Annotated in this window: 13 protein-coding genes; 5 read left to right on the top strand and 8 right to left on the bottom strand. The window is 67.0% G+C overall.

The features are described from left to right. Positions 1-119: 119 nt before the first annotated feature. The 6 genes from P409_RS00120 to P409_RS00095 all read right to left on the bottom strand — a co-directional run bounded on the left by P409_RS00120 (position 120) and on the right by P409_RS00095 (position 5,030). The gene (locus P409_RS00120; RefSeq protein WP_034830368.1) at positions 120-1,304 is read right to left on the bottom strand and encodes an aminotransferase class V-fold PLP-dependent enzyme; all 1,185 of its coding nucleotides are present in this window, start codon (positions 1,302-1,304) and stop codon (positions 120-122) included. A gap of 2 nt (positions 1,305-1,306) precedes the next feature. Beyond that, the gene (locus P409_RS00115) at positions 1,307-1,777 is read right to left on the bottom strand and encodes a RidA family protein (RefSeq protein WP_034830366.1); all 471 of its coding nucleotides are present in this window, start codon (positions 1,775-1,777) and stop codon (positions 1,307-1,309) included. A gap of 86 nt (positions 1,778-1,863) precedes the next feature. After that, entirely contained in the window at positions 1,864-2,523 is a 660-nt protein-coding gene (locus P409_RS00110) for an HAD-IA family hydrolase (RefSeq protein WP_034830363.1), read from the bottom strand. Between the two features lie 11 nt (positions 2,524-2,534). Further along, on the bottom strand, positions 2,535-3,509 hold the full coding sequence (locus P409_RS00105; RefSeq protein ID WP_152613151.1) for a LysR substrate-binding domain-containing protein: 975 nt from the start codon (positions 3,507-3,509) through the stop codon (positions 2,535-2,537). Positions 3,510-3,515: 6 nt separating this feature from the next. Beyond that, positions 3,516-4,445 carry a glutaminase gene (locus P409_RS00100; protein ID WP_034830361.1) on the bottom strand — a complete coding sequence of 310 codons (930 nt, stop codon included), beginning with the start codon at positions 4,443-4,445 and terminating at the stop codon, positions 3,516-3,518. 6 nt (positions 4,446-4,451) lie between these two features. Next, entirely contained in the window at positions 4,452-5,030 is a 579-nt protein-coding gene (locus P409_RS00095) for a GNAT family N-acetyltransferase (protein ID WP_052119845.1), read from the bottom strand. A 485-nt stretch (positions 5,031-5,515) separates the two neighbouring features. Here P409_RS00095 and P409_RS37600 point away from each other — a divergent pair, with 485 nt between their 5' ends. Continuing rightward, complete coding sequence (locus tag P409_RS37600; protein ID WP_152613150.1) at positions 5,516-6,484, top strand: hypothetical protein; 969 nt, start codon at positions 5,516-5,518, stop codon at positions 6,482-6,484. Between the two features lie 158 nt (positions 6,485-6,642). On the opposite strand, the gene P409_RS00090 is transcribed toward P409_RS37600, so the two are convergent. Together P409_RS00090 and P409_RS00085 are read right to left on the bottom strand one after the other, a co-directional pair. Further along, positions 6,643-7,155 carry a DUF2165 family protein gene (locus tag P409_RS00090; RefSeq protein WP_238578559.1) on the bottom strand — a complete coding sequence of 171 codons (513 nt, stop codon included), beginning with the start codon at positions 7,153-7,155 and terminating at the stop codon, positions 6,643-6,645. 1 nt (position 7,156) lies between these two features. Next, positions 7,157-8,290 carry an ABC transporter ATP-binding protein gene (locus P409_RS00085; protein ID WP_034830357.1) on the bottom strand — a complete coding sequence of 378 codons (1,134 nt, stop codon included), beginning with the start codon at positions 8,288-8,290 and terminating at the stop codon, positions 7,157-7,159. A gap of 496 nt (positions 8,291-8,786) precedes the next feature. Between P409_RS00085 and P409_RS00080 the strand changes: the two genes are divergently transcribed. From P409_RS00080 to P409_RS00065, 4 genes are all read left to right on the top strand, one after another. Further along, the gene (locus tag P409_RS00080; RefSeq protein WP_052119844.1) at positions 8,787-9,791 is read left to right on the top strand and encodes a lysylphosphatidylglycerol synthase domain-containing protein; all 1,005 of its coding nucleotides are present in this window, start codon (positions 8,787-8,789) and stop codon (positions 9,789-9,791) included. Next, positions 9,791-10,414 carry a CDP-alcohol phosphatidyltransferase family protein gene (locus P409_RS00075; protein ID WP_052119843.1) on the top strand — a complete coding sequence of 208 codons (624 nt, stop codon included), beginning with the start codon at positions 9,791-9,793 and terminating at the stop codon, positions 10,412-10,414. The genes P409_RS00080 and P409_RS00075 overlap by 1 nt, the downstream gene beginning before the upstream one ends. A 67-nt stretch (positions 10,415-10,481) precedes the next feature. After that, a complete protein-coding gene (locus P409_RS00070; RefSeq protein WP_034830353.1) occupies positions 10,482-10,685 on the top strand; it encodes a (2Fe-2S)-binding protein in 204 nt (67 codons plus the stop codon). A 79-nt stretch (positions 10,686-10,764) separates the two neighbouring features. Next, entirely contained in the window at positions 10,765-11,727 is a 963-nt protein-coding gene (locus P409_RS00065; protein ID WP_034830348.1) for a nucleoside hydrolase, read from the top strand. Position 11,728 lies beyond the last annotated feature (1 nt).

Raw genomic sequence — 11,728 nt, 5'->3', positions numbered from 1 at the left:
TACCGTCATTGCGAGCGCAGCGAAGCAATCCAGGGCCGCTCGCATCGGCCCCTGGATTGCTTCGTCGGCTTCGCCTCCTCGCAATGACTGCGAGAGACGGGAGTTGTGAAGGGATCTTGCTAGGAGCGGGCCGCCGCCACCGCCTCTGCCAGCCGGTCCAGCTCCGCCTCCGTGTGTAGGTAGGAGACGGCGGCGCGGCAGATGTCGCCCAGGCCGCGGGCGGTCATGTCGAGCGGCGTGTACATCACGCCGTTGACCGCGATGGTGATCCCGTCCGCCGCCAGGCGCCGGCGCAGCGCCGAGGGTTCCACCCCCTCCACCGCGAAGGAGACCAGCGCGGCCTGCTCGACCCCGCGGTCATGCAGGGTGACGCCGGAGACCGCCGCCAGCCGGGCGCGCAGCCCCTGCGCCAGCCCGTCAAGCCGGGCACGGATGGCGTCGATGCCGATGGCGCCGGCATAGCGGATCGCGGTGCCGAGGCCGAGCCGCAGCGCCATCGGGAAGTCGCCGGCCTCGAAGCGCAGGGCGCCGTCCTGCAGCCGCGCGCCCTCTGGTGTCCAGGCTGCGGTGCGGGCGTCGTGATAGGGCGGGTCGAGCCGGTCGAGGAAATCCCGCCGGACATAGAGCAGACCGGTGCCGCGCGGCCCGCGCAGATGCTTGCGGCCGGGCGCGATCAGCACGTCGCAGCCCAGCGCGGCGACGTCGATCGGCAGCTGACCGATCGCCTGCGAGGCATCGATGTAGTAGGGGACGCCGGCGGCGCGGGCGACCCGGCCGATCTCCGCCGCCGGATTGATCAGCCCGCCATTGGCGCCGATCCAGGTCAGCGACACCAGCCTCACCCGGTCGTCGATCATCGCGGCCAGCGCCTCGGGCGAGGCGCGGCCGGTGTCGTCGCAGGGGATCGCCTCGATCACCGCGCCGGTGCGGGCGGCGGCGCGCTGCATGGTGGTCAGGTTGCCGCCCCATTCCTGCCGGGCGACCAGGATGCGGTCGCCGGCCTTCAGCGCCTGACCTGATGAAACAAGGCCGGCGAAGGCCAGCCCCCAGCCCTGGGTGGCGCTGCCGGTGAAGGCGATCTCGGCCGGCGTGGCGCCGATCAAGGCCGCGGCGTCGGCGCGGGCCTCCTCCAGCGCCGGCGCGGCGGCCTGCCCGGCCTCGATCGGGCCGGACACCGCCTCGCGCTGCAGATGGGCCAGCACCGTGTCCAGCACCGGCTGCGGCGGCAGCGAGCTGCCGGCATGGTTGAAATGCAGCACCCGGTCGATGCCGGGCGTCTCCGCCCGCAGCCGTGCCAGGTCCATGGTCAGCCCTCGAGCTCGACGATCGCCTCGACCTCGACCGAGACGCCGCGCGGCAGGGCGGCGACGCCGACGGCGGCGCGGGCGTGCTTGCCCTTGTCGCCGAACACCGCGGCGATCAGGTCCGAGGCGCCGTTGCCGACCTGCGGCTGCTGGGTGAAGCCGGGGGCCGAGGCGACGAAGACGCCGAGCTTGACCACGCGGCGGATGCGGGCGAGCTCGCCGCCGGTCGCGGCCGCCACCTGGGCCAGGATGGCCAAGGCGCAGGCCTGCGCCGCCTTCTGCCCGTCCTCCAGCGAGACGGTGTCGCCGAGATGGCCGAGCCAGGCCGGGCCGTTGCGGTCCTGCGAGATCTGGCCGGAGATGAACAGCAGGGTGCCGGCCTGGACATAGGGCACGTAGTTGGCGGCCGGGGCTGGGGCGGCGGGCAGCTCATGCCCCAGGGCGGCGACGGCTTCGGCGATGGTCTTCGGCATGGTCGGGATCCTCGGTGTCGGAAGCCCGGATGCTAGCCGCCGCCGGCCCGGCCGACGAACGCGAAGTTTTCGCGCTATGAGTGACTCTAGGTCACCTGCAGGCCGAGCACCAACCGGCCGGAGCCGTTGACCGTGACCGTCAGGTCTTCGTAGTCGGCGATCACCGGGTGGCGCGTCGCCATCGGGCGGTGATGGGTGGCGCCGACGACCATGACGGTCGCGCCGGACGCCTCGGCCGCGGCGATGCCGGCCGGCGCATCCTCCCACACCAGGCAGTCCTCGGGGTCGGCGCCCAGCCGCCTGGCCGCGGCCAGGAAGCCGTCCGGCGCCGGCTTGCCGCGGACGACATCCTCGGCGGTGACCAGCACGGCGGGCGGGATCAGGCCGGCGGCGGCGAGGCGCTTGGCCGCGAGATCGCGCGGCGCCGAGGTGACGATAGCCCAGCGGTCCGGCGGCAGGGCCTGCAGGAACCGCTGCACCCCGGCGATGGCGACCACGCCGTCGACATCGTCGATCTCGGCCTGGGTCAGCTCCGCGGCCTCGCGCGCCACCTCCGCCTCCGGGATGCCCCAGCGGCGGATGGTCTCGACCGCGCGCACGCCATGCATGGTCTCGACCACCGCGGCGGCGTCGAGCCCGTGCCGCTCGGCCCAGCGGGTCCAGACGCGGACGGCCGAGGCGATGCTGTCGATCAGCGTGCCGTCCATGTCGAACAGGAAGGCGGCGTAGCTTCGCTGCATCAGCATCGGATCATCCATCATGGTACGGGGCGGCGGGCACGATGCCCCAGCGCAGCGAGGCGTGCCAGCGCCGCCCGCGGCATAGGCGCCATTCGTTTACGCGGCCCCCTGCCGCCTCGCCGCGAATCCAGTCGAGGAAGGCGGTCGACGGGCGGGGGCAGGGGGCCGGGCCGGGTCACCAGCCAATAGCCGAGGCCGGGCGGGGCGAAGGGCGGGCCGCCCAGCGGCTCGACCAGCGCGCCGCCGCGCAGCTTCTCGCCGATCAGCGCGTGCCGGCCCATGGCCACGCCCTGGCCGGCCAAAGCCGCCTCCAGCACGATGTTGTAGTCGTGCAGCATCAGGGTGCGGGCGCGGGCCAGGTCGAAGCCATGCGCCGCCGACCAGGCCGGCCATTCGATCGGCTCGCGTGCATAGGACAGCAGCAGGGTATGCCGCAGCAGGTCGGCTGGTTTCTCGATCGGCGAACCGTGCTGCAGCAGCGCCGGGCTGACCACCGGGGCGATGCGGTCGGCCAGCAGCAGCGTCGCCTCGACCTCCGGCCAGCCGCCGGTGCCGTAGCGGATCGCCAGGTCCGCCTCGCCATTCTTCACATCGACCAGGGCGTTGGACGGCTCCAGCCGCAGCTCGATCTCCGGATGGGTGGCGGCGAAGCGGCCGAGGCGCGGCACCAGCCAATGGGTGGCGAAGGAGGCGAGCAGGCTGACCCGCAGCACCGCCCGCTCCGGCGCCCGCGCCACGCGCGTCTCCTCCGCCAGCAGGTCGAAGGCGCGGCGCACCCCGTCGAGATAGCGCTCGCCGGCCGGGGTCAGGGCGATGGCGCGGGTCCTGCGGATGAACAGGGCGGTGCCGAGCTCCTGCTCCAGCCGCTGCACCTGGTGGCTGATCGCGCTCGGCGTCACCAGCAGCTCCGCGGCGGCGCGGCGGAAGCTTAAGTGCCGGCCGGCGGCCTCGAAGGCGCGCAAGGCGGGCAGGGAGGGAAGGCGCCGGGCCATGGCGCCTCACGGCCCGAACACGGACCAGCCCATGGCTTTCGCGAGCCGCTCCAGCGCCAGGGTGCCGAGCAGGGAGTTGCCGTGCTGGTTCAGCCCGGGCGACCAGACGGCGACCGAGGCGCGGCCCGGCACGATCGCCAGGATGCCCCCGCCGACGCCGCTCTTGCCCGGCAGGCCGACGCGGAAGGCGAAGTCGCCGGAGCCGTCGTAATGGCCGCAGGTCAGCATCAGGGCGTTGATCCGCCGCGCCCGCTCGGGCGACACCACGCGGTGCCCGGTCGACAGCCGCCCGCCACCATCGGCCAGGAAGCGCCCCGCGGTGGCCAGCTGCCGGCAGGTCATGGCGATGGCGCATTGGTGGACATAGACGCCCAGCGTCAGCTCCACCGGGTGAGCCAGGTTGCCGAAGGACTTCATGTAGGCGGCCAGCGCCTGGTTGCGGTAGGCGGTGCCAGCCTCGGACCGCGCCACCTTCTCGTCGATGACGATGCCCTCGTCATCGGCCAGCCAGCGGATGAAGCGCAGGATCGACCCGATCGCCTCGCGCGGCTGATGCCCGGCCAGGACGACGTCGGTCACCACCAGCGCACCGGCATTGATGAACGGGTTGCGCGGCACGCCCTGCTCGTGCTCGAGCTGGACGATCGAGTTGAAGGCGTTCCCTGACGGCTCGCGCCCGACCCGGCGCCACAGTGCGTCGCCGACGGCGCCCAGCGCCAGGGTCAGGGTGAAGACCTTGCTGACGCTCTGGATCGAGAACGGCACCTCGGCGTCGCCGGCGACATGGACGCCGTCGTCTAGGGTGGCCACGGCGATGCCGAACTGGCCGGGATCGACCTTCGCCAGCTCCGGGATATAGGTCGCGACGTCGCCGCGATGCCGCTCCCGCGCCATGGCGTCGGCGATGCCGCCGACGACGTCGCCCAGATCCGGCATGCCGGTTCAGCCCTCGCGGTCGATGGTCATGTACAGGGCGGCGCCGTCCGGCGTGTCGATCGGGCCGCGGCGCTGGAACCCGGCCTTCTCATAGGCGCGGATTGCGGCGGCGTTGGCCGGGGCCGGGTCGACCTGGATCCGCGCCGTCTCCGGCAACGCCAGCAGGCGGCGCAGAATGAGCTTGATCAACCGGGTGCCCATGCCGCGGCCGATGACATCGGTCTCGCCCAGGAACAGGTCGATGCCGAAGGTCTGCTGCGGCAGCTCATGCGCGGCCCAGAAGGCGTCGGGATTGGCATGATAGACATGCATGTACCCGATCGGCCGACTGCCCTCGCACGCCAGGAACGGCGCGATGTTCGGCTCGACCAGATGGGCGGCGATCTGCGACAGCTCCTCCTCCGGGTCGCCCCACCAGCGCATCACATGCGGCCGGTCCAGCCAGCGGGCGATGATCGGCAGGTCCTCCAGGCGCAGCGCGTTCAGGCTGATCGACGGATCGACCACATCGCCGATGTGCTCGTCCGCCAGCTTCAGCGCGACCGGCTCCGGCCCCGCCGCGGGCAAGGGATGGTCATCGCTCATGCCGCGCCGGGGAGGGCGATGTCACGCCGTGTCGGGAAAGGAACAGACTCATGGACCGCATCGATGCTGCGAACGCGTCAAGAACCTGTACCCGATCACGGCGAACGGTCAAAGGGGCAACAAGCGAAACTCTATACCGGGGAGAGAACGTTGCCGCCGTATCGCGCAGCCGTTCTCTCCGCTAGCGGTCAGCGACCACTGCGAGCTAGCTTATCTGATTGTGAGGAAGGTGCTTGATCCTGCGACCATAAAGAGAAGCACCGATATGTGTTAATGATCTGACAAAAGGCGGACGATGATATCTTGTCTATAAGATCGTGGGTAGGATGCTCTGATCTGGCGAGCCGAAGTTGGGGCGTGCAGAAATTCCGTAATTTTCATATCTATCCCGGAATCGTCCGAAATTGGCGTTGGGTCAGATGGAGGTGATGGGTGGTAGCGATATATGAAATCAAAAAAATATTCGTATATTATGAGGGGTGATAATGATTATTGAAATTCCTACTGCTGAAGATTTTGCGGATGCTAGTTTGAATCTTCTGCTTTTAGCTTGGCAGATTGTACTAGGGCCAATTAATCGCTTAAGTGCAATTAATCAAGAAATAGACAGTTTTCCCGATGATGGAGGGCAATTTCTCGACGAACTCCATGAGGAGCGCAATTCACAAATGCGCCGTATGCAGCCGTCCTTGGGTAATTGCTTGACGTTGGTTCAGCAATCGATCGAGTTATCGATCAAGGGAAGAATCGCCTCTGTAAGCCCATATTTGTTGATCGTACGCGATAATAGAGAGAGCTTGAAAATAAAACCTGGAAATGATATCCTATTTTCGGATTTTAGAACTGTAGACGCGACAGATCTATTTAGATTGCACAATGTGGTTTGTGATTCTCCTCTAAATGGTGACTTTAACCGGTTTTCAGATGAGATCAGAAGGCAGAGAAATAAAATAATGCATTCCGCACCAGGAAACAAATTAATAGAACCAAAAGAGATATTATTGCATATACTTAAGATAAATAATGAATTGTTTTCCGATAAAATGTGGGCAAATAGGGTTTTAGATCATTACAAGAAAGATAAATATTCATCTCTGATTTATGGAAGGGATTTTAGCTACGGGAGTGCTCTAGAGGATATCGATATGGCAATCGGTGCGCTTGCGCCTAAAGATGTAAAGAAATATTTTGCATTCGATAGAAGGGTTCGTTCTTATATCTGCCCAATTTGTCTTGATGAGGTTGATAGAAAGTATCAGAGAGATCAGGTCCCGGCATTCGCTCAATTGAAAACAAAAGAACCGAATTCAGAATATTTGTACTGCTTTGTTTGCAATAAAAATAGTAAGGTAGTTCGCAGGCGATGTTTATCTCCGGGGTGTAAGTCAAATGTCATTTCGGCGGAGCATGATACAGCCGGAATGTGTCTGATATGTTGTGAAGAATCTGAATGACAGTTATGCGAGGCGGTGCAATTTTATTGACTGAAAACCAATTTTGGTTTGGCACAAGATGCTACATGCGAATGCATGGCGCAAGAAATATTCCATTCTCGCATGACGGACTAGAAGCGCCTTTGTCTTACATGGAACGAGAGGCTGACTCTCACAATTCAGTCCGTCAGATCGTAGGGCAGTTCCTCGTCCCGCTGGTTCAGGAACAGGAGGACGATGCCGGCGATGGTCAGGAACAGATGGGCGGGCGCCTGGCCGTTCCATTCCTTGGACTGCCACATGGCGAACCATTCGCCGCCGATGGCGACGAAGCCGAAGGCGTAGAGCAGGAAGGCCATGCCGACCCCGGCCAGCGCCGGCGACTTGGCCCGGGCGAAGACCGCGGCGGGCGCGTCCCAGCGCATCGCCATGCGCAGTGCGCCGATCCAGCACATGATCGCCGTGGCGACCTGCCAGGCGATGATCAGGGCATAGGCCAGATGCGCGGCCCATGGAACGTCAATCGCCCGCCACATCAGGGCGGGCGATCGGAAGGTCGTGTCCATCGCCAGCACATGGCGGACGAAGGCGAAGTTGGAGCCGTAATCGGTCAGGTTGCCGAAGGCGACCAGCGTGAAGAACAGCGCAACGCCGGCTGTGGCCAGGATCTTGAGGACCCTGGCCGTCAGCACGTCAGTGGGCCATCGCCGGTTCGCGGCCGATATCGGCCATCGGGTGCCGCTCCGCCCGCTGCAGGGCCTGGCCCTGGGCATCGAACAGGTGGCAGGTGTCGGCCGAGAAGCCGATCTGGATCTGGTCGTTGGTCTTGACCCGGCTGTCGCCGCCGGCCTGCACCGTCAGCATGCCGACCTCGGTCTTGACGTAGAGATAGGTCTCGCCGCCCAGCCGCTCGACCACCAGCACCTGGCCGGGGATGGTGGCGGCGCCGGTGCCGTGCTCGTTCATGTGCTCCGGCCGCACGCCGAGCGTGACCTTGTCGCCCACCTTGGCCCGGCCCGGCTGCACCGGCACGGTGACCGCGCCGCCGCCCGGCAGGCTCACCGTCGCGGTGGCGCCGTTGGCCGCGGTGACCCCGGTCTCGATGAAGTTCATCTTCGGGCTGCCGATGAAGCCGGCGACGAACAAGTTGTCCGGGTGGTGGTACAGCTCGAGCGGCGACCCGACCTGCTCGATCCGGCCGGCGCTCAGCACCACGATCTTGTCGGCCAGCGTCATCGCCTCGACCTGGTCGTGGGTGACGTAGACCATCGTCGCGTTCAGGTCGTTGTGCAGGCGGGCGATCTCGATCCGCATCTGCACGCGCAGGGCCGCGTCGAGGTTCGACAGCGGCTCGTCGAACAGGAACACCTTGGGGTTGCGCACGATGGCGCGACCGATGGCGACGCGCTGGCGCTGGCCGCCCGACAGCTCCTTCGGCTTGCGCTTCAGCAGGTGCTCGAGCTGCAGGATGCGGGCGGCGTCGCCGACCTTGCGCTCGATCTCGGCCTTGCTGGTCTTGGCGAGCTTCAGGCCGAAGGCCATGTTCTCGTAGACCGTCATGTGGGGGTACAGCGCGTAGCTCTGGAACACCATGGCGATGCCGCGCTCGGCCGGGGGCAGGTCGTTGACCCGCTGGCCGTCGATGGCAAGGTCGCCGGCGGAGATGTCCTCGAGGCCGGCGATCAGCCGCAGCAGGGTCGACTTGCCGCAGCCCGACGGGCCGACAAACACGACGAATTCGCGGTCGCGGATGTCGAGATCGACGCCTTTGATGATCTCGAGATCGCCGAACGACTTACGAATGCCACGGAGCGTAACGCCAGCCATGTTTCCTCCACTGCGCAAACTTTGCCCGCACCATATCCAGCGCGGGCGGTTGAGGCCAGCATTTTGGAACCTCCGGGGCTAAATAGTCTGATGTTTGAACGAATCTGAGCCGAAGCGGCCGTCCGCCGGAGCCCGCGGCGGGGCAGCGTCCAATTGACAGGCAGCGGCCCGGCGGTGTTAATCCGCGCGCCCGTCAGGAGCCCTCCAGGCATGCCGATCCAAGATCGTTTTCCGCCCGTCAGGACCGGCGCCGCATCGTGACATCACCCTTCGAAGCCCGCCTGGCCTTTGCGCGGCCTGTTCCGCTTGCTGGACCTTTCGGGATTCTGAACACCGTCATTGCGAGCGCAGCGAAGCAATCCAGGGGCCGGTTCGCGCTGACCCCTGGATTGCTTCGTCGGCTTCGCCTCCTCGCAATGACGGTGAGGGAAAGGCTCGGTGAAAGGACCTCTCTCGCCAGGCGGGAGAGGCCATGCGCTCCGGGGCGGGGGCGCGCATGAACCGGCCTGCGATCAGGATTGTCACGGCCGTGGTCGGGCTGGCCGGGCTGTGCGCCATCATCTGGCTGGTCGCCGCACAGAACGCCGATGCGGTGCTCAAGCTGCTGCTCGGCGCCAGCGGCGGCATCCTGCTGGTGGTCGCCTCACATTTTCTGGCGATGGGTTGCTCGGCGCTGGGGTGGCGCGAGGCGATGCGGCCGCTGTGGCCGGCCGGGCCCGGCATCTTCCTGTGGGCGCGGCTGGTGCGGGAATCGGCCAATGCCGTGCTGCCGGTAGCCCAGGTTGGCGGCAATGTGCTGGGCGCCCGGGTGCTGGCGCTGCACGGGGCCGGCACGCTGCCGGCCGGCGCCGGCATGCTGGTCGACCTGACCCTGGAATTCCTGACCCAGATCCTGTTCTTCGCCATCGGCCTGGTGGTGCTGATCGCGATCGGCGGCGGCGACGCGCTGGGCTGGGCCGCGATCGGCCTCGGCATCGCCGTGCTGATGGGCCTCGGCTTCATCCTGGCGCAGCGCTGGGGCATGTTCCGGCTGTTCGAAAAGCTGCTGGGCCGCATCGCCCGGGAGTTCGACTGGCCGGCGCTGAACTCGCTCTCCGGCCTGCACGACACGGTGCTGGCGATCTATCGCGACCGCGGCGCCATGGCCCGGGCGGCTGCCCTGCATCTCGCCTCCTGGGTGTGCGGCGCCGGCGAGGTCTGGCTGGCGCTGCATGTGCTGGGCGCCGATATCGGCTTCGCCGAGGCGCTGGTGATGGAGAGCATCGGCCAGGCCGTCCGCACCGCGGCCTTCCTGGTGCCGGGCGCGCTCGGCATCCAGGACGGCAGCATCCTGGCGCTGGGCGTGATGTTCGGCCTGCCGCCGGAACTCGCCTTGTCGGTGGCGCTGGTCAAGCGCATCCGCGAGCTGCTGCTGCATGCGCCGGCGCTCCTGATCTGGTACCTCATCGAAGGCCGGCGCCTGCTGCGGGCGCCGGATATCGCACGCGAGCAAGCCTCCTGATGTCGATCTACACCCAGCCCCACACCTCCTGGACCCATCGCCTGACCCGGATGATGGTCCGGCCCCTGGTCGGCACCCGGGTCACGCCGAACCACCTGACCACGGCGCGCCTCATCACCGGCCTGGCCAGCTGCGCCGCCTTCGCCGTCGGCGACGAGAGCTGGACCGTCTGGGGCGGGGTGATCTGGCTGGTCTCCTGCCTGCTGGACCGGGCGGATGGCGAGCTGGCGCGGCTCGGCAACAGCTCCTCGCCCTTCGGTCATCTCTACGACACGATCTGCGACCTCTCGGTCAACGCGCTGATGTTCCTGGCGATCGGCATCGGCCTGCGCACCAGCTGGCTGGGCGAGGCCGGGCCGCTGCTGGGCCTACTGGCCAGCGCCGGGGTGCTGGCGGCGTCGATCCTGTCGGCGAAGCTGGAGGCGGCGGGGGCAGTCGAGACCAAGGCCTATGTCGGCATCCTCGGCTTCGACTTCGACGACGCCCTCTACCTGTTCGCGCCGGCGGCCTGGTTCGGGCTGTTCCCCTATATCCTGATCGGCGCCGCGATCGGCGGGCCATTCTTCGCCATCCTCACCGCGCTGCGCCTTCGCGCCGCACGGGCGGCATCGCGGGCAGGATAGAGCGCCTATTGACACTCATTCGCAATCTCATCTAAATCCGGCGGACCACACCGGAGCCCGCCGACGCATGTATATCTGCATCTGCAACGCCCTGAACGACACCCAGGTCCGGTGTGCCGTGGATGCCGGGGCGAAGAATGCGGGTCAGGTCTATGCCGGGCTCGGCTGCTCCCCCCAATGCGGCAAATGCGTCACCGCCATCCGCCGGATGGTGCACGAGGCCAGCCGCGAGCAGGACGACGTGGCGCCGGTTCTGCTGGCCGCCGAGTAGCGCCGCTCCGCAGCCCCTGTACGCCGCCGCGTCGCGGTGCTAGCCAGCCTCCCGAGAGAGTTCCGAAGGGGAGGCCGCGATGGCGGAGACCAGGCGCATCATCATCGACACCGATCCGGGCCAGGACGACGCCATCGCCATCCTGCTGGCGATGGGCTCGCCGGAGCTGGAGATCGCCGGCCTGACCACCGTCGCCGGCAACGTGCCGCTGCACCTGACCACCGCCAATGCGCTGAAGCTGTGCGAGCTGGCCGGGCGCAGCGACATCCCGGTGGTCCAGGGATCGATCCGCCCCCTGGTGCGCCCGCTGGTTACCGCCGAGGCGGTGCACGGCAAGACCGGGCTCGACGGCTCCGGCCTGCCGGACCCCACGACCAGGCCGGTCCCCGGCCATGCGGTCGACTGGATCGTCGACACGATCATGGCGGCGCCGGAGGGCACCTATACGCTGTGCCCGTTGGGGCCGCTGACCAACATCGCCGCGGCGCTGGTGCGCGAGCCGAAGATCGCGCCGCGCATCCGCGAGATCGTGTTCATGGGCGGCGGCTTCTTCGAGGGCGGCAACACCACCCCGGCGGCCGAGTTCAACATCTATGTCGACCCGCACGCCGCGCATGTGGTGCTGACCAGCGGCATCAAGCTGACCATGGTGCCGCTGGACGTCACCCACAAGGCGCTGATCTCCCGCGCCTGGCTGGACAAGGTGGCGGCGCTGGGCACGCCGGTGGCCAAGAGCGTCCACGGCATGCTGGATTTCTACGAGCGCTTCGACATGGAGCGCTACGGCACCGCCGGCGGTCCGCTGCACGACCCCTGCGTCATCGCCTATCTGCTGCGGCCGGAGCTGTTCGGCGGCCGCGACTGCCATGTGGCGGTCGAGCTGGCGGGCGAGCACACGCTGGGCATGACGGTGGTCGACTGGTGGGACATGGCCGCGAAATGGAACCGCCCGGACAAGAAGCCGAAGAACTGCCACGTGCTGCGCGACATCGACGCCGACGGCTTCTTCGAGCTGATCTACCAGGCGCTGCAGCGGGTGTGAG

Source organism: Inquilinus limosus MP06 (assembly GCF_000767795.1).
GTDB lineage: Bacteria > Pseudomonadota > Alphaproteobacteria > DSM-16000 > Inquilinaceae > Inquilinus > Inquilinus limosus_E.
The sequence above is the reverse complement of the archived record's forward strand: the minus strand, read 5'-3'. Positions and strand labels throughout refer to the sequence as shown.